Source organism: Exiguobacterium undae DSM 14481, assembly GCF_000620805.1.
GTDB classification, from domain to species: Bacteria; Bacillota; Bacilli; order Exiguobacteriales; family Exiguobacteriaceae; genus Exiguobacterium_A; species Exiguobacterium_A undae.
In genome coordinates this window covers 1,259,352-1,284,181 of record NZ_KK211187.1, presented here as the reverse complement: position 1 = coordinate 1,284,181, position 24,830 = coordinate 1,259,352, and the positions used below count along the sequence as shown (strand labels likewise).

The following is a 24,830-nucleotide window of genomic DNA, read 5'->3' as shown; positions in this document are numbered from 1 at the left end:
ATTCACCTCTCATTCGACTGCCAACAATTGCGTCAACGTGGCTGCTTTTTTAGGATCCATCTTTGCCATGATCGCGGCTTGTTGTTCAGCGTCAATGTCTTGGATGATTGGCACAACTTCCGTTGGGCTCAATTCATTTAAAATGTTAGCTGCTTCTTTTGCAGGCATTTCTGCGTAAACATCCGTCACATTTGCCGCCTTTTTTTTCTTGTCCGTGTCTTCGCTTGTTGCAGCGGGTGTAACAGGTGTTTTTTTCAACCGATCCCGCTCTGCGATTAACCGGACGACTTCCTGTTCTTTGGCTTGAAGGACGTCCGCTTGTTCCGTAGCTTGAACACGTAATTTCTTAATTTCTGCGTTCGCCAACTTCAAGCGTTTTTCAAGATCGGCTTGTTGACTCGACGTTGACGATTGTGTGGTCGTTTCCTCAGAAGAAAAAGGCATTGAAAAAATCGGACGACCGTTTGCATAATTTAAGACCAGATAAGCTGTAAATAAGAGCAATAATAACGGAATGATCAATAACGGCAGAATCCATTGTTTTGATGATTTTTGATCACTCATGTCGTTCGCCTTCTTCCAAACTGTAGTAAGGCCAATTCATCCATCTGATTTTGCTCGACCAGTGCAAGTGACCGCCGATTTTCTTCTAATTGATTGGATTGCAGTCGGGTAAACTTCTTTTCTTCGATTAATGCTTCTTTTAAATCGATTTGAGCCCGCTCATATTGGTTTTTAGCTTGTGTCACGTACAATTGTTGCCGCTCAATTTGTTGTTTAACGACATCGCGTGCACGCTCCCGGTACTGGGAGGCTAACAATTCAACGGCGCCCGTCTCGTTTTGAGCTTTTAAAAACGCTTCATAACGAACCAGAAGGTGATACAACTTTTCAACTTCCACTTCATATTGTTTCTTTTTTTCAGCAGTATGTTTTGAAACACGATCCTTTTCCGCCTCCGCTAAAGGGATGATGCGTTCATATATCGTCTTCATACTTGCACCTCCTTTAACGGATTGTCGTGATCAAACGATTCATTCCTTCTTCAAAATCAGATTTTTCTTCCACCCGTTGTTTCAAAAACCCGATCAACTCGGGATACTTTTCGACCGCACGATCAATCTCCTTATTCGTACCGCTTTTATAGGCACCGATATTGATTAAATCCTCTGCATCGAGATAGGTCGAAAGCAATTGCCGAAATGTAATGGCACTGTCCTTATGTTCAGTGGATGTGATTTGATTCATGACCCGGCTGATTGAGCGCAACACATGAATCGCCGGATACTGCCCTTTATTGGCCAAATTTCGATCTAACACGAAGTGACCGTCGAGAATTCCGCGAACCGCATCGGCAATCGGCTCATTCATGTCATCCCCGTCCACTAAAACCGTGTAAAAGGCGGTAATCGAACCTTCTGTCGTTTTCCCGCTGCGTTCGAGCAATTGAGGCAACAAGGCAAATACACTCGGCGTATAACCTTTTGATGCCGGCGGTTCTCCCGTTGCAAGACCAATCTCCCGTTGCGCCATGGCAAACCGGGTGACGGAGTCCATCATCAGCACGACATTTTTGCCTTGATCCCGGAAATATTCTGCAATCGCCGTTGCCGTATAAGCGCCTTTCAGTCGGACGAGTGGCGGTTGATCACTGGTCGCTACGACGATGATCGACCGACTCATGCCTTCTTCACCGAGTTCCGCTTCGATGAATTCCTTCACTTCACGCCCCCGCTCACCAATCAGTGCAATGACGTTGATGTCGGCTGTCGAACGTTTCGCAATCATCCCAAGCAAGGTCGATTTCCCGACTCCGGAACCGGCGAACAATCCAACCCGTTGCCCCTGTCCGACCGTCAGTAACCCATCAATGGCACGAATTCCGGTCGATAATACTTGATCGATCCGCGGACGATCCAGTGGACTCGGTGGTTTACGGACGATTGACGTCGTTCGTAAATGTTTCAGTGACTCTCCGTCCAAGGAACGTCCTAATCCGTCGAGGACTTTGCCAATCAATTCTTCTCCGACCGGAACATGGAGTGGTTTCCCGGTTGCGATGACGATTGACCCGGGAGCAATGGCTGTCGTCTCACCGTACGGCATCAACAAGACATGTCCTTCTCTGAATCCGACCACTTCCGCTTCGATTTCCTCTCCGCGATGAATCCGGATCAAACACCGTTCTCCGATTGCGACCGCCGTTGGTCCACGCGATTCAATCATCAATCCGATGACTTGAACGACTTTACCCGAATGTTGGACCAAATCTTCCGGACGGACATCCCGAATCGCGGCTTGCAATTGTTTGAGTTTATACATCCTGCAACACCTCAGATAACTGCGCTAGCAATAGATCATAACCGGCAGTCAATCCACCTGTAATCGCTCCGTTCTCCGAGTCAACCCGGAAGTCCCGCGCTGCCAGTTCCGGATCAATCCGCAGGCTGATGGTCGCCGTTCCGCCTAAAATCGTATGCAGTCGCTCCTCTAGTAAGACGACCCGTTCAAAGTCTTCGGCAGATGTGTAAACAATTAGTTTTTCACGATCGCGGAATTGCAAAATCAACTTATGAATGGTCTGATACAGTGCTTCTTCGTCCGTATCATGTAGCCGTTCCAAAAACTGATGTGTCAGTTGCAGCGAAAGCGCACATAGTTCGTCTTCCATCATGACAATTCGGTCAGCAAACATTTGTTCAAGACGTTGCGTAAATTGATTCGTCTCTTCAATCCGTTGTTGATACACATTTTGTCCAGCTTGTTGCCCGGATTCAAAACCATCCGCATATCCTTGTTGTCGCGCTTCTTCTAGCACAGCGATTCGGTCTTGTTCCAGTGCAGCCCGCCGCGCCTGTTCTTGTTGTTCTAATACCGCTTGTTGTTGTTGCAGTCGTTCCTGTCCTTCATTCATCATCTCTTCATACGAAACGACGGGTTCCGGATCAACTGTCTGCGGTGAGCTTGTCTGGTGAAAAATCGTTTTCTGATCCCGTTCAAAAACAATTTGCCGTTTAATGACGTTAGACAACGATATCATCTCCTCCACCACGCGCTACCACGATCTCACCCATATCTTCTAAGCGGCGAATGATGCCGACAATCCGACTTTGTGCTTCTTCAACATCACGCAACCGAACGGGTCCCATGAATTCCATGTCTTCTTTAAATGATTCGACCATTCGTTGCGACATGTTTCGGTACACCATTTCTTTGACATCGTCTGAAGACACTTTAAGCGAAAGCAACAAGTCTTCATTCGATACTTCGCGGATGATGCGTTGAATGGCACGGGCATCGAGTGTGACAATGTCTTCAAAGACAAACATCCGTTTTTTGATTTCTTCTGCTAATTCCGGATCTTGAATTTCAAGCGTATCCAAAATGGTCCGTTCGGTTGTTCGATCGACACCGTTCAAGACTTGGACAACGGCTTCAATACCACCCGACTGGGCGTAATCTTGCATGCCGGCTTGTGACAGGTTCCGTTCCAGAATTTGTTCGACCTCACTGATAATTTCTGGATTCATCCGATCCATCGTCGCAATCCGTCGCGCCACATCTGATTGCGCTTCTGCCGGAAGTTCGGATAGAATTTGTCCCGATTTTGCCGGGTCCAGATGCGCTAATACCAAGGCAATCGTCTGCGGATGTTCATTTTGAATGAAATTCAGTAATTGCTTCGGATCCGCCTTTCTTGCGAATTCAAACGGTCTGACCTGCAAGGTCGATGTCAGGCGATAGATGAGCTCCATCGCCTTCTCTTCACCGAGCGCTTTTTCAAGAACCGATTTCGCAAATCCAATGCCACCTTGTGTGATGTAGTTTTGTGCCATTGCCAACTCATGGAATTCTTCCAGCACTTCCAGTTTTTCTTCCGGATCAATCCGTTTCATACTGGAAATTTGTAAGGTCAGCCATTCCATCTCTTCTTCCGACAGATGTTTATAGACACTCGCTGCCACTTCCGGTCCAAGCGAAATCATTAAAATCGCAGCTTTTTCGCGACTGTTCATTTCTAATTTTTTCATGTCATCAATCCTCCGCTAACCATGTGCGTAATAACTTCGCAAATTCATCTGGATTAGATGAGGCAAGTTTTTCAAGCTGTTTCCGTTTGACTGCACCGTCACTTGTATCTTCCGTTGACAGCTCAGGAATATCCGTTTCAATCGGCGTCCACTCTTCCAGTTCCTCGATTTCAGCTGTTCGTTTTCTGCGCATCAAGAGGAAGATTGCACCTACTACCACCAATGCGGCAGCACCGAGTGCGAACCAGACCCACATCGGTGTCGTTTCCGTTGTCACCGTTTCTTTTGGTGTCTCAGCAAATGGACGAGACATGACGACGACTTTATTCGCCAGTTCTGCATCCGTTAACGTCGTTTTGGCATCTTCTTTTGTTAAAGATGTGCGAATGATGGAATACATCATCGTCTGAAGATCGGTTTGCAGTTGTGGATCGATTTGATTTTGACCTTTTGGTGGCTCGACGATGACTTGAATCCCTAAATCGCGGATTTCATAAGGTGCACCCGTGATTTGTTTCGTAATCCGATTCACTTCATAGTTGATGATATCGTGTGTTTTTTCACTGGTATCACCTGTCGTGCCGGTACCTTCCGGGAAGTTGATCGTTTCGTTCTCACCGGTTCCGGCTGTGCCTTCGTTGGCTGCTCCTGTGTAGGCTTCCGCTACTTTTTCAGCAGACGTGACGATTCCTTCGATTTTATCCGGATCAACCGGTTCAACTAATTTTTGTTCTTCTTGGCGTTGGGTGACATCTACGTCCGCTGTCACGGAAACCAACGCCTTTTGTGGTCCTAGGACAACCGACAACATCTGTTGGATTTGTTTTCGTAAATCGTTTTCCGTCGTCTTTTTTAATTGCATCGGATCTGTACCGCCAGCAGTCTGTGATCCTTTGCCCGGTTCATAGTACGTAAAGTATTGATCCATGATCGTAATGTTTTCCTCTTTTAAGTTCGGAATACTTTTTGCGATCAAATGGTACAGCCCTTGGACGGTCTGTTGATTCAAGTCACTCCCGGCACTAGACGTCAAGACGACCGACACCGTTGAGGTTTCTTCCTGATCGGATAAAAAGACGCTTTTCTCAGGTAAGGTGATCATGACTTTCGCTGCGTCAATCCCGTTCACTTGTGTAATCAAGTTTTCGAGTTCGGTCTGCATGGTGTCTCGCTCTAAAATATTCATTTCTTTGTCCGTCGTTCCGAAACCGGCGTTTTCACTAAAGAAGGAATAATCGATTTGACCGGACTTTGGAATACCCGCTGTTGCGAGTTCAACTTTTAGGTTTTCAGCACTTTCTTCCGGGACAAGAATCGTCACACCGTCCGTACCGCTGACAACTTCTGATTTGACGCCATCTTCATTTAGTTTCTCTGTTACTTGACCTGCTTCTTCTGGAGAAAGTTTCGAATATAATGGTGTCATTGTTGGTTTCGTCAACCAGATCGATGCGACGATGATGGCTGCTATTACCACTAGAACCAATCCGATGATGGTCGCCTTTTTCGCCAGTGACCATTCTTGCCACGTCGTTTTTAATGCGCCAAAGCGCGTTTTTAGTCCTTCATTCATCAAACATCTCCCACGCTTTCCTCAACAATCACAGTTGCATACGCATCATTTCTTGGTATGCTTCGATGCCTTTATTGCGGACTTCGATAGCGAGCTGCATAGAAAGCGATGCTTCTTCTGTTTTGATCATGATGTTATGTAAGTCGGTTGTCTTTCCGGTCGCAAGATCGACCCGTGCCTGAGACGAAGCTTGTTGAGCCTCATTTAATCCGTTCATGGCTTGACTCAATACTTCACTGAAATCACTTGGTGTCGTTTTTGCGACAGACTGAGACGGTAGGACCATCTGCATATTTTGAATCGGTTGAATCGCCATCTTGTCATCTCCTTCATTACTTACCGATTTCCATTGCTTTGACTAACATTGCTTTTGTTGCATTCAACGCGGTGACATTCGCTTCATAGGAGCGTGTCGCCCCCATCATATCGACCATTTCCTTTAATAAATCGACATTCGGCATTTTGACATATCCTAAATCATCCGCATCTGGATGGTTCGGATTGTATTCTAATTTAAACGGCTCTTGATCCTTTCGAATCTCACTCACGGTCACACCGTTGCCCGTTTCTTTTAAGACCGCCAATTTTCGGGCGTAAGGCTGCCATTCGCCGTTGACCAATTCTCCACGTGTCGTCTGAGCATTGGCGATATTCGCCGAAACGGTATCCAGTCGAAGCCGTTGTGCTGTCAGTCCCGTTGCAGATGTATGAAATCCCGAGAACATACTCATTGTTTAACGTCCTCCCCGAATGACAGATTGAATGCCAGAGAATTTCCGGTTCAACTGTTCGACCAGTGCTTCATACTCAATCTGGTTGCGTGATAATTCAGACATTTCGAGATCAATATCGACACCGTTGCCATCGTTACGCATCGCAGATGATTGTTCAACGATACTCCCGGAAGATCCAATCGTGGCGTGGCGTTTTAAACTCATTTTCATTTCCGAATTCAAGACATCCCCAAACACAAGACGTTTTGCTTTATAACCCGGGGTGTCGACATTCGCAATATTTGTTGAAATTACTTTTTGCGCTGCCACCGTCCGATTGACGGCCTGTGTCATCGTTGCATAATCTGAACCAAGCCAGTTCATCATTCAACCTCCACTCTTATTTTTATATGGTAAAACTTAGTATTATACCGTAAGCGGTTAGTAATATATCTGAAATAATTGAAACAAATAGGTCAATGTTTGAAAAGAAGTTTTTTGAAAAAGAGGGGAATGAGATGTTAATTATTCGCTTTTTAAACCCTTTTCTTATAAAAATGATAAATAATACCTATAAAAAAAGAAGACCTAGTACTTTACTAGGTCTTCTTCATAATTCTTACATTTCCTTTTTTTTAGTTCGATTTAATCCGTTCTAATTCATAAAGGAAGTTATCGTTCAAGATTTTGATGTATGTGCCCTTCATCCCGAGTGAACGGGATTCAATGACACCGGCACTCTCGAGCTTACGAAGTGCATTGACGATGACTGAACGTGTAATGCCGACACGATCCGCAATTTTTGAAGCAACGAGTAATCCTTCGTTCCCATCCAACTCTTCAAAGATGTGTTCGATGGCTTCAAGCTCCGAATAGGAGAGTGAATTGATCGCCATTTGAACGACCGCTTTCTTTCGCGCCTTGTCTTCTGCTTCATGTGCCTTTTCACGCAAGATTTCCATTCCGACGACGGTTGCTCCGTACTCTGCCAAAACAAGGTCCTCTTCGTTGAAATCTTCGATCATTCGACCAAGAACAAGCGTTCCAAGGCGTTCTCCACCGCCGATGATTGGAACGATCGTTGTTTTTGATGTCTCAAACATCTCCCGGTTATCAATCGGAAAAGCCGTATGCTCGCTGTCGATGGCAATGTTTGCCGTCGTTTCTGTTACGTTAAATAATTTTTTCGTGTAATCTTCCGGGAACTGGCGTTCTTCGAGGAAACCACGAATCCGTGCGTTTTCAATCTGTTGCTTGATCGCAATGCCAAGCAACTTTCCACGACGGCTGACAATGAATGTATTCGACTCCATGACTTCGCTTAAACGATCTGCCATGACCTTAAAGTCTACGTGTGTGCTTGCTTCTTGTTGTAACATCGTGTTGAGCTTTCGTGTTTTTGCCAGTAAATTCATGATTTTCTTCCTCCACTTATAAGATGAACTGACTTAGGTCACGATCATCTGCTACTTTTCCGACTCGATCCATGACATATTGCGGTGTAATGGTCACATCTGTTTCCGGCATATCTGCCGCTTCAAATGATAATTCTTCCAGCACACGCTCCATGATGGTATATAAACGGCGAGCACCGATATTATCTGTTTCATCATTCACTTGTGCCGCAATCCGTGCAATTTGACGAATGGCTTCTTCGGTAAAGGTCACATGTACCTGTTCCGCCCCAAGTAAGGCTTTGTATTGTTTGAGTAAAGCTTGGTTTGGTTCTGTCAGAATTTTAACGAAATCGTCTTCCGTCAGACTGTCGAGTTCCACCCGGATCGGAAAACGTCCCTGCAGTTCGGGAATCAAATCGGACGGTTTTGCCATATGAAAGGCACCGGCTGCAATAAATAACATGTGATCGGTCTTGACCGGTCCATATTTCGTGACGACCGTTGACCCTTCGACAATCGGTAAGATGTCCCGCTGGACGCCTTCACGCGACACACCGGCACTGTCGTGACCTTTTGTCGCAATCTTATCGATTTCATCGACGAAGATGATGCCCATCTGTTCCGCGCGACGGACCGCTTCATCATGCACTTCATTTAAATCGAGTAACCGTTCCGCTTCTTCCGCCGTCAAAATCGGGCGTGCTTCTTTGACACTCAATTGACGCTTTTTCGTTTTCTTCGGCATCACTTGTCCGAGCATGTCTTGTAAGTTTGCTAGACCTTCCATCCCCTGTTGGCCGGAGAACAGATCCATTTGCCGCTCTTCGATGTCAACATCAATCATGCGGTCTTCTAGTTGACCTTGGAAAAGTTGTTGACGAATCACCGAGCGGTCTGCTGTATCGTTCGCAGTTTCTTGTTCAGGTGGTTTTTGGTTGCCTCCGAATAACATCTCAAACGGATTGCCGCCTCCAAGACCAGCGGAAGATTTTTTCCCGACCAGAGCGTCGACGATTCGTTCGTTTGCGACTGCCTCGGCACGTTCTTTCAGGGCTTCTTTCTTCTCATCCTTTACGAGGCGAAGTGATGCCTCCACTAAATCACGGACCATCGATTCGACGTCTCGTCCGACATAGCCGACTTCCGTAAACTTTGTCGCTTCAATTTTGACGAACGGTGCCCGGACTAATTTCGCCAGTCGGCGTGCAATCTCCGTTTTACCGACGCCAGTCGGTCCGATCATCAAAATATTTTTAGGTGTCACTTCATCACGCAAACTTGGATCAAGTAACTGACGACGGTAACGATTACGAAGCGCAATCGCAACAGCCCGTTTGGCATCGGCTTGACCAATGACATGTTCATTTAGTTTTTCCACGATTTGTCTCGGTGTAAATTCATGCATCTGCACTTCCCCCAATCGTTTCTAAAATGATTTGATCATTCGTAAACACACATAACTCTCCAGCTGTTTCAAGAGCCGCCCGTGCGATTTCTTCAGCCGTCAGATGTGCTGCATGGCGTACTAACGCCCGTCCTGCTGCCAGAGCATAGTTGCCGCCTGAGCCGATTGCTAAGATCCCATCATCCGGCTCAATCACTTCCCCGTTTCCGGATACAAGCAACAAATGACTGCCGTCCATGACGAGCAATAACGCTTCAAGTTGCCGTAACATCTTATCGCCGCGCCATTCTTTTGCTAATTCGACAGCAGCTCGTTGCAGGTTCCCGTTGTACATCTCGAGTTTCGCTTCAAACTTTTCAAATAGTGTGAACGCATCGGCAACACTTCCAGCAAAACCGGCAATCACTTTGCCGCCATAGAGACGTCGTACTTTTTTCGCACTTTTCTTCATGATGACTTGGTTTCCGAAGGTCACTTGTCCATCCCCGCTCATCGCGGATTGACCGTTATGTTGAATGGCAAAAATCGTCGTTGCATGAAACATTTTGTTTCCTCCCTTAGGCACGCGGATGCGCTTGCTGGTAAACATGACGAAGGCGTTCCGTCGTGACGTGTGTGTACTGTCCTGTTGTCGATAATGAAGCATGACCAAGCAATTCCTGTACAGCTCGTAAATCGGCTCCACGTTCCAGAAGATCTGTTGCAAAGCTATGTCGTAAGGCATGTGGTGTGACGTGTTTCGAAAGCAGGGGATCCCCTTTTTTGAGAATCTTTCGAATCCCGTCGGTCGTCAAACGCCGACCTGACCGGGAAAGAAACAGCGCCTGTTCATCACCCTCCATTGGTGTCCGCTCAACTAAGTAAGCGGCTAGCGCTTTTCTCGCAAACGATCCAATGGGTGTAATGCGTTCCTTTCTCCCTTTTCCATACACATGAACATATTCTAAATCCTGATCCAAATCCTTGAGGTTCAATCCGGCTAGTTCACTGACACGCATGCCAGTTGCATACAGCAATTCGATCAATGCCACGTTTCGGACACCAAACGCATCTGACGTCCGGAAAGCCTCCAGAAAACGTTCGTATTCGGACGGTACTAAAAACGTTGGTAACGTCTGAACACGTTTTGGTGCCTTCAGTCCGTCGAATGGATTCACGTTGTCCGTATCCCGTGTAATAAACCGTCCGAACTGTTTTAAGCAAGAGACTTTTTGGGCAATGGTCGATCTGGATGCGTTTTGATCGTAAAGGGCAAACAAATAACGCCGTGCAGTTGCCAATTCAATCGATCTCAGCTGATGATCGAGGCAAAAAGCGGCGTATTGTCGAAGTGTTTGACCATAAGAGCGGCCCGTATTTGGAGATAATTGACGTTCGATGTGTACATACCGCAAAAAAGATTTCCGCAGTAGGTCAAACTCTGAGTCTACTCCCATAAGTGAGCCTCCTTCTAACCATTTCATACTCGAATCGACCTTAGCATAGCATACCGGAAGTAGTCTGACAATAGACCAAAAACCAGAAAGATGACAAAATTATCACGCTTTTATGACAAATTAAGAAATGGGCGAAAAGAACGCTGAAATGCGCCTTTTCCCCCATCTTTTCTTACATATCCGTAAAGTCTTTGATTGCTTCGAGTGCCCGTTCGGCAAAGAGTGCATACTTCTCTGGTTTCTTCATGCGTCCGGTCTGTCCGACCAGCGCCGGAACAAGTCCAAAGTTTGCATTCATCGGTTGGAAGTTCTTTCCTTCCGTCGTCGTTATGTAGTGAGCCATTGCCCCCATCATCGTCTCTTTCGGGAAAGCCACCGGTTCTGCTTCATTAATTAGACGCGCTGCATTGATTCCTGCCATCAAACCAGAAGCGGCCGATTCGACATACCCTTCCACACCCGTCATTTGTCCGGCAAAGAACAAATCATGACGTGTCCGCGTTTGATAAGTCGGTTGGAGCAGGTTCGGCGAGTTCACAAACGTATTCCGGTGCATGACGCCATAGCGGACGATCTCTGCATTCTCAAGACCTGGAATCAGGCGGATGATCCGTTTTTGTTCGCCCCACTTCAGATGCGTTTGGAAACCGACCAGATTGAACAGCGTACCGGCTGAATTATCTTGACGAAGTTGAACGACGGCATACGGACGTTTTCCGGTTTTCGGATCTTCGAGACCCACCGGTTTCATCGGTCCGAATAATAACGTCTTTGGTCCGCGCGATGCGAGTACTTCAAACGGCATGCAGCCTTCAAAATAAATTTCCTTTTCGAATTCTTTTAGCGGAACGACTTCCGCTTGAATCAATTCGTTATGGAAATGCGTAAACTCTTCTTCTGTCATCGGACAGTTCAAGTAAGCGGCTTCGCCCTTGTCATAACGTGACTTGAGGTAGACCTTCTCCCGGTCGATCGTATCACCGTCAAGAATCGGTGCTGCGGCATCAAAGAAGTAGAGATAATCTTCTCCTGTGAACTGTTTTAATGACTCCGATAAAGCAGCACTCGTCAACGGTCCCGTCGCAACGATCGTTGGACCGTCCGGAATCGCTTCAATCTCTTCATGATGAACGGTAACGTTCGGGTGATTCTTTAGTGTCTCGGTCACGTATCCTGCAAAGTCATGGCGGTCGACGGCAAGTGCTCCACCTGCCGGAACACTCGCCAAGTCAGCTGCCTTCATGATCAAGGAATCCAGTTGACGCATTTCTTCTTTTAATACACCGACTGCATTCGTCAATTGATTCGCCCGTAGTGAATTTGAACAAACGAGCTCTGCAAATTGATCCGTATGGTGAGCAGGGGTCTGCTTCACCGGTCGCATTTCATATAAATCTACTTGAACGCCACGTTTCGCAAGTTGCCATGCTGCTTCAGAACCTGCGAGTCCGGCGCCGATCACGGTTACTCGTTTCACCGGTCATTCCTCCTCTTGCTCCTGATCGATGCGTGTTTCATGATGTCCACAAGACGTACATTCTACTTTCACACCGTTCTTGATTTTCTTTTGTACCATCATACTGCTGCACACCGGACATGGTTCTTCGACCGGTTTATCCCACGAAACGAATTCACATTCCGGATAATTGGAGCAACCGTAGAACAGGCGGCCCTTTTTACTCCGGCGTTCCACAATCTCACCCGTTCCGCATGTCGGACATTTGACACCGATTTCAACTTGAATCGGTTTGGTGTTCCGGCATTCCGGGAAATTCGAGCACGCCATGAATTTACCATAACGGCCCATCTTGATGACCATTGCGTGCCCACAGACTTCACAGTCTTCTCCGGCTGGTTCATCCTTGATTTCGATTTTTTCAATCTCGGCTTCTGCCCGTGTCAAACGTTTCGCGAACGATTTATAAATCGGATCGACGACTTCTGTCCACTGCATATCACCCTTTTCGATCGCATCAAGCAAGGCTTCCATATCGGCCGTAAACTGGACGGTGATGAATTCTTGGAAGTAGTCGCTGATCATATCGATGACGAGTTCACCGAGTTCCGTCGGCAAGAATTTTTTCTCTTCCAGCGTCACATACCCACGTTTTTGAATCGTATCCAGTGTCGGAGCATATGTCGACGGACGACCAATCCCGAGTTCTTCCATCGCCCGGACAAGACGTGCCTCTGTATAACGTGGCGGTGGTTGCGTGAAATGTTGTTTCGGTTCAATCATTTCTTGTTGCAACACTTCTCCATCGTCAAGTGGAGGCAATAACCCTTCCTTAACGTCAGTCACGGCTTCGTCGTCTGTATCCTCGATATAGACTTTCATGAATCCTGCGAACTTGACCGTTGAACCGTTTGCGCGGAACGTCACTCCGTTTGAAACAAGATCCACTTTTACAGTGTCCAGGACGGCAGGTGCCATCTGGCTGGCGACAAACCGTTCCCAAATCAGTTTGTACAAACGGAACTGATCGCGTGACAAATACGATTTGACCAGTTGCGGGTCCCGCATCGTGGATGTCGGACGAACGGCTTCGTGGGCATCTTGCGAATTTGCCGCTTTTTTCTCTTTCCGTTTCTCAACGGCAATGTATTCTTTTCCGTACGCATTTTCAATGAAGCCGTGCGCTTCGAGATTCGCCGTTTCAGAAGTTCGTGTCGAGTCTGTTCGCATGTAGGTGATCAAACCGACGGTCCCTTCTTTTCCGAGCTCGATTCCTTCATACAATTGCTGGGCAATCATCATCGTCTTCTTCGCTCGGAAATTCAGTTTACGCGCTGCTTCTTGTTGAAGCGAACTGGTCGTAAACGGAAGTGCCGGATTACGCCGCCGCTCTTTTTTCGTCACAGAATCAACGGTAAACGACTGGGAAAGTTGCGCCAACACTTCGTTGACCTCTTCTTCCGAGTGCAACTCACGTTTTTTGCCATCTATTCCATAAAAGTTTGCTTCTAGTTTTTCACCGTTGGCATCCAACTCGAGTTTGATCGTCCAGTACTCTTCTGGTAAAAAGGCATTGATTTCCTGTTCCCGGTCAATGATCATCTTCACCGCAACGGATTGAACACGTCCTGCCGATAATCCTTTTTTGATTTTTTTCCAAAGTAACGGACTCATGCTGTATCCCACAAGACGGTCCAAGATACGCCGTGCCTGTTGTGCATCGACAAGATCATAGTTGATCTTGCGGGGTCTCTTGAACGAATCTTTGATGGCATCTTTTGTGATCTCATTAAAGACGACCCGACATTCCGTCGATTCATCGACGCCGAGGGCTTTCGCCAAGTGCCAGGCGATCGCTTCCCCTTCACGGTCGGGGTCGGCCGCGAGATAAATTTTTTGTGCTTTTTTAGCCGCAGTTTTTAATTCTTTTAATACCGGACCTTTACCACGAATCGTAATATACTTCGGTTCATAGTCATGTTCAACGTCAACACCCATTTGGCTCTTTGGCAAATCGATAACATGCCCCATCGAAGCTTTCACGGTATAGTTCGAACCGAGATAACGTTTGATGGTTTTTGCCTTTGCAGGTGATTCGACGATTACTAGATATTTTGCCATTGCAATCGCTCCCTATTAGAGGCGTACTCGTATTTTAATCTCACTTATCATAGTAGTCTCGATTCCCATTTGTCAACGTTCATCAAGATACTTTTTGAAACTTCTTCAGGATTTAACAGTGGAATGGCGCCTTCAGCAATCAATTGATTTGTTCCTTGAAAGTTTTTTTCTATTGGACATCCCGGCAGGCAATACACGTCTTTGCCCTGTTCGAGTGCATGACCGGCTGTATTCATCGTACCGCTTTTCTGTGCTGCTTCGACGATGATCAAGCTGGAAGACAGACCGGAAATGATACGGTTCCGTTCTAAGAAGTGATATTTTCGAATAGGTGTGGAAGGTGGATATTCGGACAGGAGTAGTCCGGATTGTTGGATGCGTTGAAATAAAGGAAGGTGTTGTGCCGGATAAAGGGTCTCGAAGCCGCTTGCCATGACAGCAATTGTTGCTTGGTGATGTTTCAGGGAAAGGCGATGGACAAGCGAATCGATGCCGAGAGCTCCACCGGAGACGGTAACGAATGGCGGTTTAAAAAAGGGTTGAAGAAAAGAGAGACGTTTTTCATGAGTGGTGGACGGATTCCGGCTTCCGATGATACCGATCATCGGTTGCTGTAGAAGGGACGAATCCCCTTGATAAAACAAGCCATAGACGGGATGGGGAATCTGGAGCAACTGAAGCGGAAAATGAGGATCACCCGGAACAAGGAGGTTCGTTGGGACCTGATCCAATCGTAAGGCTTGTTGGTAGCGATGTTTAACGGCTTTTGCGACCGGTAAGTCTTCTGCAGGCAAAAGACCATACTGCTCGATCAAGACAACGAGTGAATACGGAACGCGGCAAGTCGCAAAACGTGCATACAGTTCTCTGTTCATCCAAGAGGCTCCTTTTATATAGAAGAAAGCCGTCCTGATTTCATCAGGACAGCCATCATCTTTTTTATTTTACTGTTGAACCTGTGACACATTCATCATAAATTCCGGCTTCTTTGATGACACGAATCAATGTCTCACCAATGATCGCTGGTGTTTCTGCCACTTCGATGCCATTCGCACGAAGGGTTTTGATTTTTTCAGCAGCTGTTCCTTTACCACCTGAAATGATAGCACCGGCATGACCCATCCGTTTGCCTTCAGGCGCAGTCTGTCCGCCGATGAATCCGATGACCGGCTTCGTCATATTGGCTTTGACCCACTCCGCCGCTTCTTCTTCCGCCGTTCCACCGATTTCACCAAGCATGATGACGGCTTTTGTGTCCGGATCTTCATTAAACGCTTGAAGCGTATCGATGAAGTCCGTTCCGTTGACGGGATCGCCACCAATACCGACAGCTGTTGATTGACCAATTCCTGCTGTCGTTAATTGATGCACCGCTTCGTACGTCAACGTTCCAGAACGCGACACGATTCCGACATGACCCGGTGTGTGGATATATCCCGGCATGATTCCGAGTTTCGCCACGCCCGGCGTGATGACACCCGGACAGTTTGGTCCGATCAACCGGACCGGTTTCCCGCCCAAGTAACGTTTCACTTTGACCATGTCAAGTACCGGAATACCTTCTGTGATACAGATGATCAATGCGATATTGGCATCTGCTGCCTCCATGATTGCATCCGCTGCGAATGCAGGCGGTACGTAGATGATGGAAGCATTAGCACCTGTTTTTTCAACCGCTTGAGCGACTGTATCAAACACGGGTACACCTAATACTTCCGTTCCACCCTTACCTGGTGTGACACCACCGACGAGGTTTGTTCCGTAATCAATCATCTGTTCCCCGTGGAACATCCCTTGATTCCCTGTAATTCCTTGAATGATGACTTTTGTTGATTCATTTACCCAAATACTCATCCTTAGCTCCCCCTTACTTCACGAGCGCAGCAATTTTTTCTGCGCCGTCTGCCATTGATGTAGCTGCTGTAATCGCTAGACCTGAATCTTTGAGAATTTGTTTTCCGGCATCGACGTTTGTTCCTTCAAGACGGACGACAAGCGGCAATTCTAAGCCGACTTCTTTTGTCGCGGCCACGATACCCTCTGCAATGACGTCACACTTCATGATTCCACCAAAGATGTTAACAAAAATTCCTTTGACGTTTTCATCTGACAAAATCAGTTTGAAGGCTTCCGTTACTTTCTCTTTTGTCGCGCCACCGCCGACATCGAGGAAGTTTGCCGGGTCCCCGCTGAAGTGTTTGATGATATCCATCGTTGCCATTGCGAGTCCCGCACCGTTGACAAGACATCCGATATTGCCGTCGAGCGCGATGTAGTTTAAGTCATTTTTAGAAGCTTCGACTTCACGCGGATCTTCTTCCGTTTCGTCACGCAGTGCGACGACGTCCGGATGACGGTACAGTGCATTTGAATCAAAGTTGAGCTTGGCATCAAGAGCCAATACATCCCCATCTTTTGTTGTGACAAGCGGATTGATTTCAGCGATTGAACAATCCTTGTCGACGAAGAACGTATACAGCTTCGTGACCATGCCGACGAACTTGTTGACGAGTTTAACCGGAACACCCATCGCAAATGCGAGTTTACGGGCTTGGAACGCTTGAAGACCTACTGCCGGATCCACCACTTCTTTGATGATTTTTTCCGGAGTCGCTTCCGCCACTTCTTCGATGTCCATTCCGCCTTCACTTGAACCCATGATGACGACCCGTCCTGTTACACGGTCAAGGACAATCCCGAGATAGTATTCTTTATCGATGGCGCATCCTTCTTCTACAAGAAGACGTTGAATGACTTTACCTTCTGGACCTGTTTGATGCGTGACGAGTGTTTTGCCGAGTAACTCTGTCGCATATTCCTTCACTTCTTCTTGCGATTTCGCCAATTTAACACCACCGGCTTTACCGCGACCCCCTGCGTGAATCTGTGCTTTTACGACTTTGATCGGACCTGACAATTGTTCCGCTGCATCGACTGCCTCTTCGACTGTAAATGCCGCAATTCCGTTCGGAACGGGTACACCGTATGAACGAAGTAACTCTTTTGCCTGATATTCATGTACATTCATGAAAAAATCCCCCTTAACCCCTTTAGTTTCGGCTCTTTCATTGTAGTTAAAATTGGAAGCGCTGTCTATCGTTATCGACCGAAAGCATTTATTTCTTCGAAATTCCGGTTTGGTCAAGCTGATATAAAAAGGCAAACAACTCGGCGATGACCCCATACAATTCGTTGGGGATTTGTTCCGATACTTGGACGGCATCGAGTAAGGTGATCAGCGTCTCATCTTGGCGAATCGGAATCCCGTGTTGCAACGCTTCCTCGAGAATCCGTTCGGCAACCCGTTCCGAACCTTTGGCAACGACTTTAGGCGCTTGCATCTGTTCTTCGTAGGATAACGCGATGGCTTTTTTCATATCTGATAATCCACCCTTCCGTCACGGTTCGTCGGTTGAAAGGAAATCCGTTCTTTCACCGCTTCCACTTGTTCAAAGCGGATCAATTCATATCCTTGCTCCTGCAGACGTTGTTCGATCGCGGGTTGGTAATGCGCCATGAAGGCTGCAACCCGTTCGTCCGGATGGAAAACAGAAATCGCGATTTTCCGGTCCGTGATTAACAGATCGAGGGCAATTTCTCCGAGCTGAGGCAGTTTTAAGTAAAAGGCAATGCGTGCATGATCCGGGTTAAACTCTTTTTGGTCAAACGGTGCCTCCATCGTCAAATCCACTTCTTCAAACGGACCGAACTGTGGTAAGTGAAACAAAAAAACACCGCGCCCCGTCTCATTTGTCGCCTGCATGACCTGTTGCGCGAGTACCTGATCACTCGTTTTCCGGTCGAGTTGTCCCTCCGTCGTCCCGTCCGCACTGCGCGCCAATTGTACCAGTTCGATGATGGCTTGCTTAAAGGCAGGTCCTGATCCTTCCATGACCTTTTGACCAAGTTGTTGCAAAAGATCCCGTGTCGTTTGCGGAACCGGTTCTGTCAAAAATTGTCCGAGACGGTCAAACACGGGCAACGTGACCGTTTTCGGCGACGCCATTTCCTGCGACACGATTTTCAGGACCGGTTGTCCTTCGGCACTGGTGACGGTGAACCGATAGGTCGCTCCTTCCTTGAGCTCCGCTGTCGTTCCGGCTGTCAAAACGCGTTGACCGACTTGCAGCTCCATCAAACCGTCGGGTAATAACTTCAACACTTTCCCGATGACATTCGCCCCTTCACGCAACGGTTGATTGGACGCATCAATGATCTTGAACGGCAGTAAGGCACGATGTTCAATCTGCACGACCACTCACCTCCTAGAGTCGGTCCAAGACCGGCTTAAATGTTTTCCGATGAATCGGGGTCACGCCTACAGTGTCAAGTGCGCGTAAATGTTGTGCTGTTCCGTACCCCGCATGTTGTTCAAAACCATACTCCGGATACAGTCGGGCGTACTGTTCCATCATCGTATCCCGTGTTTCTTTCGCAATGACACTCGCGGCTGCGATCGAGATACTGCGGGCATCGCCTTTGATCAAGGACAGCTGCGGAATCTCGACGTTCAGTTCCATCGCATCCACCAACAAGGCTTCCGGCTGCAACGTCGAGACGGCTTGTTGCATCGCTTGTTTCGATGCCTGATAGATATTGATCCGGTCGATCTCTTCCGGTTCGATGATGCCGATTGCGACTTCTGCGACTTCCTGAATGTGTTGATAGGCAGCGAGCCGTTGTTTTTTCGACATTTGTTTCGAGTCGGTCAGACCCGGATGGTAAAAATCAACCGGTAAAATGACAGCTGCCGCCACGACTGGACCTGCCAGCGGTCCCCGTCCGACCTCATCGACACCGGCAATCCGCGTGTATCCTTGCTCGCGGTACTGCTCTTCAAAAGACGACCGTTCTTGAAAGTGGAAGCGTTGCTGTTCTTCACGCTCCAATCGTCGTTCCGCTTGTTTAAGGGCGGTGATGACTCCTTTTCGTGAATCGTCGCCGAGCCGCACTTTCCATTCTTCCAGCTCACTGCAGGAAACGTTTGCTAAGTGTATTTTTAATTCTTGGATGTTCATGACGTGTCTCCTTTTTGAAAAAAGCTTGGAATTCTCCTTAGAGAAACCCAAGCCTGTCTTATTCGGTTACAGTAGCCCACTCTTCGACGGTTTCAAGCGTAACTCGTCCAATTTTCTCGGTCCGCAGCTCATGGAGCAACATTTCGCTCGTCCGCTCAAAGTCGACGTACCCACTTGTGACGAATCCGCGGTTTTTACCGATCGCTTCCAGTACATCAACGGCTTCACCCGCAACTTCATTCAAGCGGTAACGCGCTTTTAATTGTTCCGGATAACGTGTTTTCAGCTCCCGAATCGCAAATAAGGCAATGTCGTCAATATTCAAGATATCATCCTTGATCGCTCCTGTTGCAGCGAGACGATAACCGACAAGCTGATCGTCGAATTTTGGCCAAAGAATCCCTGGTGTATCAAGCAATTCCATTTCACCGGTCTTCATCTTGATCCACTGTTGACGTTTTGTCACACCCGGACGGTCTCCGGTGATGGCGATGTTTCGGCCGGCCAGACGATTGATCAACGTCGATTTCCCGACGTTCGGAATTCCGATGATCAAGGCCCGAATCGCGCTTGGATTCCGACCTTTTTCCCGCATCCGGTCATGTTTGTCTTTCATCAGACGCAAGGCACCTTCATGGATCTGCCCGAGTCCTTTATTGTGTTTCGCATCGACCGCGATGACGTCCACGCCGTCTTTACGCAGTGCCTGCATCCATTGTTCCGTCAGACGACCATCTGCCATGTCTGATTTATTCAAGACGATCAAACGGGGTTTTCCGGCTGTGATTTGTTCGACCATCGGATTGCGGCTCGACATCGGTAAGCGGGCATCCACTAACTCAATGACGACATCAATCAATTTTAATTTTTCCGTGACTTCACGGCGTGCTTTCGCCATGTGTCCCGGGAACCATTGTATTGTCATATCTTCCACCTCAAGTTTTCATATTGCTGGACTGCTAATAATGAACGATTGATCTATCGTGTATCGATGACTACCGATACACTCCCTGTTCGAGAGAAACGATCCACTTTCTAGTATACGCAACTTCTCGAAAGAAAAGAACCCTGTCTGAGAACGAACAAAAAAACGACGCCCACCGGAGGGTGAACCTCGTTCTTCTGTTTCAGGATGATTATCTTAATCCACTGACCGCACATCGTTAAACGGATAAAAGACAAAGTTCGTTGTGCCAACGATTTGGTCTTCATCCACAAAACCGATGTCCCGGCTGTCTTTCGAGTTTTGACGATTATCTCCCATTACAAACACTTTCCCTTTCGGTACAGTCGTCTGCGCCGTTTTTTCTTCCAGTGTAAAGTCTTCTGTTAACGGAACCCCGTTCATTTGTGCTTTAAATTCATTGAGATAAGGTTCCTCGACTTTTTTATCATTGACATATAATGTGTCATCTTTGTAGTACATCGTATCACCAGGAACCGCAATCACACGTTTGATATAGTCGCGTGTTTCCGTCGCATGGAACACGACGATATCTCCACGTTCCGGCTCGTTAAAGTAATAAGGGACTTTGTTGACGATCATGCGATCCGAATTGTGTAACGTCGGCATCATCGATTCACCATCTACGATGACCGGTACGAATAAAAACGTTCGGATGATGAACGCAATTACAAGCGCCACGACAAGCGCCTTGACCCAGCTGAATAACTCCTTCACGCGTTCCACTCCTTCAATTCAATCTCTTGCCTAAACTTAGTATACGCATAAACGATAAAAAAAAGAAGCTTGTCCGGAGACAAGCCACTTTTTCACATGATTAACGACGAATTTCTTTAATACGCGCCGCTTTACCACGAAGGTTGCGGAGGTAGTAAAGTTTCGCACGACGGACTTTACCGTAACGAACGACTTCGATTTGTGCGACACGTGGTGAGTGAAGCGGGAATGCACGCTCAACGCCAACTCCGTAAGAAATCTTACGAACTGTAAACGTTTCGCTGATGCCGCCACCGTGACGTTTGATGACTACGCCTTCGAAAAGCTGGATCCGCTCACGCGTTCCCTCGACGACTTTAACGTGGACGCGGACTGTATCACCAGGACGGAATGCAGGGACGTCTGACTTGATTTGTTCTTGTGTAATTTCACGGAACAATTGTTGTGTGTTCATGAATGATTTCTCCTTTTTTCACCAATGTTCGTATCTTCATTTGCCCTTGGCATCCAACAGCGGAACATCGTTAATAGGTGGCTTTTGCCACATGTTTTAACTTATCACAGATTCAGTCGTTTGACAATCCTGAAATTGACTGTAAATAGCGACGGTCGGCATCTGACAAGGTTACTTGGTCAAGTAAATCGGGTCGCCGCTCGAGCGTTCGCTTCAATGCCTGCTGACGTCGCCATGTTTCAATGCGGGCATGGTTGCCGGATAACAAGACATCTGGAACCGTCAGTCCTCTGAAATTTGCCGGACGGGTGTAATGAGGGTATTCCAGCAATCCGGTTGAAAAAGAGTCATCCTCATGACTGGCTGATTTCCCAAGGACATCCGGCAACAGGCGTACGGTGGCATCAATCATCGTCATCGCCGCAAGTTCCCCGCCCGTCAGGACAAAGTCACCGAGCGACACTTCGTCCGTCACGAGCTCGTCATGAATCCGTTGGTCAAAGCCTTCGTAATGGCCGCATAGAAAGACGAGCTCCTTCTCCTGCGACCACTCTTCGGCCAGACGTTGGTCAAACCGGCGTCCGGTCGGCGTCAAGACGATGATTCGTCGTTTCGCCTCCGGAAGCGCCGCAACCGCATCAAAAATCGGTTGTGGCGTAAGCAACATACCGGCTCCGCCGCCATAAGGGGAATCATCGACCCGACCATGACGATTGGTGGAATAATCCCGAAAATTGACATAGTTCAGCTCGATCCGCTTCTCCTCTTGGGCACGGGCGACAATCGAGTGATTCAGTGCCGTGAACATCTCCGGGAACAAGGTCATGACCGTAATGTTCATCCTTCGATTAATCCCGGCAACGGTGTGATTTGAATTCGTTTTTCTTGGACGTCGATCGACGCGACGACTTGTTCGATGTAAGGAATCAAGACATCTTTTTTCCCGGGACGTTTGATCGTCCAGACGTCGTTTGCTCCGGTTTCCAGAATCTCAGACACGACACCGATCTCGTCTTCTCCGTCAAAGACTGTACAACCGATGATTTCATGGTAATAATACTCATGTTCGCCAAGCTCCTGCAACGCTTCCGGCTGCACATACAACTTCAATCCTTTGTACTTCTCGACATCATTGATGTGGTGCATACCTTTGAATGTCACCATGATGAACTGTTTATGCTTGCGGTAGCTGCCGATCGTAAACGGTGTATATGTCCCGTTCGACTCCAAATAGACCTCATTCCCGACTTTGAAACGTTCTTCCGGAAAATCAGTACTAGCGAGGAGTTTCAGCTCTCCTTTTAAACCGTGTGTATTCGCGATTTTTGCGATTTCCAACCATTCCATCTGTTTCACTTCCTCAATTAAAAAATAGCGCTTCTCATTATTTCACCATAGAAAAAGGAGGTAAGCTTTCGCTCACCTCCAATCGTCTTACTTCGCGAGTTTCGCGTTGTGGAATTTCTCCATGATACCAGCTTTTGAGAAGAGGTTACGAACTGTGTCCGAAGGTTTAGCACCTTCAGCGAGCCATTTAAGTGCAAGCTCTTCGTTAAGTTTTACTTCTGCTTCTGGTTTAGCAACCGGGTTGTAGTATCCGATTTGCTCGATGAAACGACCATCACGTGGTGCACGTGAGTCTGCTACTACCACACGGTAGAAAGGTGATTTGTTTGCGCCCATGCGCTTAAGACGAATTTTAACTGCCATTCGTAAGTCCCTCCAAGTAATAAATAATTTTTTTCGTTTAGTCAAATTGACAACTTCACTAGTATACAACGTTCCAGCAAAAGTGAAAAGACTTTTAGAAGAATGGGAGGCCAAAGCCGCCTTTCTTTTTTCCTTTGCCCATTTGGCCGGAGAATTGTTTCATCATCTTCCGCATGTCTTCAAATTGCTTGATCAATCGGTTCACTTCTTGAATGCTGCGACCACTGCCGCGCGCAATCCGTTTCCGACGACTGGCATTGAGGATTTCCGGTTCAGAGCGCTCTCGTTTCGTCATCGATTGAATAATCGCTTCGACATAGACGAGTTGCTTTTCATCGATTTGGGCATTTTTCAAACCCTTCATCTTTCCTTTACCGGCACCCGGAATCATTCCTAACAACTCATCCAAAGGACCCATCTGTTTCACTTGCTGCAACTGCTCGATGAAATCGTCAAACGTGAACGATGCATCGCGCATTTTGCCTTCGAGCTCTTTGGCGCGTGTAGCGTCCATTTGAGACTCCGCTTTTTCAATCAGCGTCAGCATATCGCCCATGCCGAGAATTCGTGACGCCATCCGCTCAGGGTAGAATGGCTCGATTGCGTCCAGCTTCTCTCCAAGACCGACGAATTTAATCGGTGCTCCGGTGACTGCCTTGATGGAGAGTGCTGCTCCGCCTCGAGTATCGCCGTCGAGTTTCGTCAAGACGACCCCTGTCACGCCCAGCTTTTCATTAAAGCTTTCAGCAACATTGACCGCATCTTGACCCGTCATCGAATCAACAACAAGGAAGATTTCATTTGGTTTGGCGATTTCTTTTACGTCGACCAGTTCCTGCATGAGGTCCTCATCGATGTGCAAGCGTCCCGCCGTATCGATCAACACGATATCGTGGTGATGCTCTTTTGCATAGTCGAGCGCATTAGTGACAATCTCTTGTGGACTGACCTGATCTCCCATCGAGAAAACAGGCAGTTCGAGTTGTTTCCCTAACGTCTCGAGCTGTTTGATCGCAGCCGGTCGGTAAATATCCGCTGCAACAAGCAGTGGACTGCGATTTTGTTTCTTTCGTAAATGATTGGCCAGTTTCCCTGTCGTCGTCGTTTTACCCGCCCCTTGTAAACCGGTCATCATGATGACGGTTGGTGGACGGTTCGATAACGTCAGTGGAGAAACTTCCGAACCCATCAGTTTTGTCAATTCGTCATGGACGATTTTGACAACTTGCTGACCGGGTGTGAGGGACGTCATGACATCTTGCCCGACAGCACGTTCCTTCACATCATTTACGAATTGTTTGACGACTTTGAAGTTGACGTCAGCTTCTAATAACGCAAGGCGAACCTCACGCATCATTTCTTTTACGTCCGCTTCAGAAATCTTACCTTTGCCTCGCATTTTAGCAAGACTGGCTTGAAGCCGTTCCGATAATCCTTCGAATGCCATGAAAATGCCCCCTACTCTAATTGCTCCAGTGCCGCAATGGTCACGTGAGCTTCGCTCGGAAGGTCAAGTTGCTTCAATTGATCAAGGAGTAACTTTCTTTGTTCGTATTTCGCGAACAAAGCGAGCCGCTCTTCGTATTGTTCAAGCATCGCTTCCGTACGTTTTATGTTGTCGTAGACTGCTTGTCGGCTGACTTCAAACTCATCGGCGATCTCACCTAACGAAAAGTCATCTAGATAATAAAGTGACATATAATTTCGCTGTTTTGGCGTCAATAGCTCCTGATAAAAGTCAATCAGATAATTCATCCGGTTCGTTTTATCAAGTGTCATCCGAGCACCTCCACGGTTGTTAAGTGAAATTCCTTTACAGATAGTATAGTACAGCC

At 47.4% G+C, this 24,830-nt stretch carries 29 protein-coding genes; all 29 read right to left on the bottom strand.

Annotation, left to right across the window (positions count from 1 at the left end):
* Nucleotides 1-9 precede the first annotated feature (9 nt).
* The 29 genes from P397_RS0107130 to P397_RS0106990 all read right to left on the bottom strand — a co-directional run bounded on the left by P397_RS0107130 (nt 10) and on the right by P397_RS0106990 (nt 24,774).
* A complete protein-coding gene (locus P397_RS0107130) occupies nt 10-564 on the bottom strand; it encodes a MotE family protein (protein WP_028106020.1) in 555 nt (184 codons plus the stop codon).
* Nucleotides 561-995, bottom strand: a complete 435-nt coding sequence (locus P397_RS0107125; protein ID WP_026832634.1) for a flagellar export protein FliJ — start codon at nt 993-995, stop codon at nt 561-563. The genes P397_RS0107130 and P397_RS0107125 overlap by 4 nt, the downstream gene beginning before the upstream one ends.
* Before the next feature lie 13 nt (nt 996-1,008).
* The gene (fliI, locus tag P397_RS0107120; RefSeq protein ID WP_028106019.1) at nt 1,009-2,322 is read right to left on the bottom strand and encodes a flagellar protein export ATPase FliI; all 1,314 of its coding nucleotides are present in this window, start codon (nt 2,320-2,322) and stop codon (nt 1,009-1,011) included.
* Nucleotides 2,315-3,040, bottom strand: coding sequence for a FliH/SctL family protein (locus tag P397_RS0107115; protein ID WP_035414096.1), 726 nt, complete (start codon nt 3,038-3,040; stop codon nt 2,315-2,317). The genes fliI and P397_RS0107115 overlap by 8 nt, the downstream gene beginning before the upstream one ends.
* Complete coding sequence (gene fliG / locus P397_RS0107110; RefSeq protein ID WP_028106017.1) at nt 3,024-4,031, bottom strand: flagellar motor switch protein FliG; 1,008 nt, start codon at nt 4,029-4,031, stop codon at nt 3,024-3,026. Before fliG ends, P397_RS0107115 begins: the two co-directional genes overlap by 17 nt.
* A 4-nt stretch (nt 4,032-4,035) precedes the next feature.
* The gene (fliF, locus tag P397_RS0107105; protein ID WP_028106016.1) at nt 4,036-5,604 is read right to left on the bottom strand and encodes a flagellar basal-body MS-ring/collar protein FliF; all 1,569 of its coding nucleotides are present in this window, start codon (nt 5,602-5,604) and stop codon (nt 4,036-4,038) included.
* A gap of 28 nt (nt 5,605-5,632) precedes the next feature.
* Complete coding sequence (gene fliE / locus P397_RS0107100; protein ID WP_026832629.1) at nt 5,633-5,920, bottom strand: flagellar hook-basal body complex protein FliE; 288 nt, start codon at nt 5,918-5,920, stop codon at nt 5,633-5,635.
* A gap of 16 nt (nt 5,921-5,936) precedes the next feature.
* The gene (flgC, locus tag P397_RS0107095; protein ID WP_026832628.1) at nt 5,937-6,335 is read right to left on the bottom strand and encodes a flagellar basal body rod protein FlgC; all 399 of its coding nucleotides are present in this window, start codon (nt 6,333-6,335) and stop codon (nt 5,937-5,939) included.
* A 3-nt stretch (nt 6,336-6,338) separates the two neighbouring features.
* Nucleotides 6,339-6,701, bottom strand: a complete 363-nt coding sequence (gene flgB, locus P397_RS0107090) for a flagellar basal body rod protein FlgB (RefSeq protein WP_028106015.1) — start codon at nt 6,699-6,701, stop codon at nt 6,339-6,341.
* Between the two features lie 251 nt (nt 6,702-6,952).
* On the bottom strand, nt 6,953-7,732 hold the full coding sequence (gene codY / locus P397_RS0107085) for a GTP-sensing pleiotropic transcriptional regulator CodY (protein ID WP_026832626.1): 780 nt from the start codon (nt 7,730-7,732) through the stop codon (nt 6,953-6,955).
* Nucleotides 7,733-7,748: 16 nt separating this feature from the next.
* Complete coding sequence (gene hslU, locus P397_RS0107080; protein ID WP_026832625.1) at nt 7,749-9,125, bottom strand: ATP-dependent protease ATPase subunit HslU; 1,377 nt, start codon at nt 9,123-9,125, stop codon at nt 7,749-7,751.
* Complete coding sequence (gene hslV / locus P397_RS0107075; RefSeq protein ID WP_026832624.1) at nt 9,112-9,663, bottom strand: ATP-dependent protease subunit HslV; 552 nt, start codon at nt 9,661-9,663, stop codon at nt 9,112-9,114. The genes hslU and hslV overlap by 14 nt, the downstream gene beginning before the upstream one ends.
* Nucleotides 9,664-9,676: 13 nt before the next feature.
* Nucleotides 9,677-10,555 carry a tyrosine-type recombinase/integrase gene (locus tag P397_RS0107070; protein WP_028106014.1) on the bottom strand — a complete coding sequence of 293 codons (879 nt, stop codon included), beginning with the start codon at nt 10,553-10,555 and terminating at the stop codon, nt 9,677-9,679.
* A 172-nt stretch (nt 10,556-10,727) separates the two neighbouring features.
* On the bottom strand, nt 10,728-12,032 hold the full coding sequence (gene trmFO / locus P397_RS0107065; RefSeq protein ID WP_026832622.1) for an FADH(2)-oxidizing methylenetetrahydrofolate--tRNA-(uracil(54)-C(5))-methyltransferase TrmFO: 1,305 nt from the start codon (nt 12,030-12,032) through the stop codon (nt 10,728-10,730).
* A 3-nt stretch (nt 12,033-12,035) separates the two neighbouring features.
* Nucleotides 12,036-14,132: a type I DNA topoisomerase gene (topA, locus tag P397_RS0107060; RefSeq protein ID WP_026832621.1), complete on the bottom strand. Its 2,097-nt coding sequence runs from the start codon at nt 14,130-14,132 to the stop codon at nt 12,036-12,038.
* 47 nt (nt 14,133-14,179) lie between these two features.
* A complete protein-coding gene (gene dprA / locus P397_RS17155) occupies nt 14,180-15,007 on the bottom strand; it encodes a DNA-processing protein DprA (RefSeq protein WP_035414093.1) in 828 nt (275 codons plus the stop codon).
* A 64-nt stretch (nt 15,008-15,071) separates the two neighbouring features.
* The gene (gene sucD, locus P397_RS0107050; protein WP_028106013.1) at nt 15,072-15,986 is read right to left on the bottom strand and encodes a succinate--CoA ligase subunit alpha; all 915 of its coding nucleotides are present in this window, start codon (nt 15,984-15,986) and stop codon (nt 15,072-15,074) included.
* A gap of 13 nt (nt 15,987-15,999) precedes the next feature.
* A complete protein-coding gene (gene sucC, locus P397_RS0107045) occupies nt 16,000-17,160 on the bottom strand; it encodes an ADP-forming succinate--CoA ligase subunit beta (RefSeq protein ID WP_026832619.1) in 1,161 nt (386 codons plus the stop codon).
* Between the two features lie 88 nt (nt 17,161-17,248).
* Nucleotides 17,249-17,509 carry an EscU/YscU/HrcU family type III secretion system export apparatus switch protein gene (locus tag P397_RS0107040; protein WP_026832618.1) on the bottom strand — a complete coding sequence of 87 codons (261 nt, stop codon included), beginning with the start codon at nt 17,507-17,509 and terminating at the stop codon, nt 17,249-17,251.
* Nucleotides 17,506-18,384: a flagellar hook-length control protein FliK gene (locus P397_RS0107035; protein WP_028106012.1), complete on the bottom strand. Its 879-nt coding sequence runs from the start codon at nt 18,382-18,384 to the stop codon at nt 17,506-17,508. The genes P397_RS0107040 and P397_RS0107035 overlap by 4 nt, the downstream gene beginning before the upstream one ends.
* Nucleotides 18,385-18,397: 13 nt before the next feature.
* Entirely contained in the window at nt 18,398-19,150 is a 753-nt protein-coding gene (locus tag P397_RS0107030; RefSeq protein ID WP_028106011.1) for a ribonuclease HII, read from the bottom strand.
* Nucleotides 19,151-19,208: 58 nt separating this feature from the next.
* Nucleotides 19,209-20,075 (bottom strand): ribosome biogenesis GTPase YlqF, encoded by an 867-nt coding sequence (ylqF, locus tag P397_RS0107025; protein WP_026832615.1) that lies wholly within the window; start codon nt 20,073-20,075, stop codon nt 19,209-19,211.
* A 216-nt stretch (nt 20,076-20,291) separates the two neighbouring features.
* The gene (lepB, locus tag P397_RS0107020) at nt 20,292-20,831 is read right to left on the bottom strand and encodes a signal peptidase I (protein WP_026832614.1); all 540 of its coding nucleotides are present in this window, start codon (nt 20,829-20,831) and stop codon (nt 20,292-20,294) included.
* 100 nt (nt 20,832-20,931) lie between these two features.
* Nucleotides 20,932-21,285, bottom strand: a complete 354-nt coding sequence (gene rplS, locus P397_RS0107015; RefSeq protein ID WP_012370767.1) for a 50S ribosomal protein L19 — start codon at nt 21,283-21,285, stop codon at nt 20,932-20,934.
* A 112-nt stretch (nt 21,286-21,397) separates the two neighbouring features.
* Complete coding sequence (gene trmD / locus P397_RS0107010) at nt 21,398-22,126, bottom strand: tRNA (guanosine(37)-N1)-methyltransferase TrmD (RefSeq protein WP_028106010.1); 729 nt, start codon at nt 22,124-22,126, stop codon at nt 21,398-21,400.
* Nucleotides 22,123-22,632 (bottom strand): ribosome maturation factor RimM, encoded by a 510-nt coding sequence (gene rimM / locus P397_RS0107005; RefSeq protein WP_028106009.1) that lies wholly within the window; start codon nt 22,630-22,632, stop codon nt 22,123-22,125. Before rimM ends, trmD begins: the two co-directional genes overlap by 4 nt.
* Nucleotides 22,633-22,719: 87 nt before the next feature.
* Nucleotides 22,720-22,995: a 30S ribosomal protein S16 gene (rpsP, locus tag P397_RS0107000; RefSeq protein ID WP_012370770.1), complete on the bottom strand. Its 276-nt coding sequence runs from the start codon at nt 22,993-22,995 to the stop codon at nt 22,720-22,722.
* A 94-nt stretch (nt 22,996-23,089) separates the two neighbouring features.
* On the bottom strand, nt 23,090-24,442 hold the full coding sequence (ffh, locus tag P397_RS0106995; RefSeq protein WP_026832611.1) for a signal recognition particle protein: 1,353 nt from the start codon (nt 24,440-24,442) through the stop codon (nt 23,090-23,092).
* An 11-nt stretch (nt 24,443-24,453) separates the two neighbouring features.
* Nucleotides 24,454-24,774 carry a putative DNA-binding protein gene (locus P397_RS0106990; RefSeq protein ID WP_026832610.1) on the bottom strand — a complete coding sequence of 107 codons (321 nt, stop codon included), beginning with the start codon at nt 24,772-24,774 and terminating at the stop codon, nt 24,454-24,456.
* Nucleotides 24,775-24,830 lie beyond the last annotated feature (56 nt).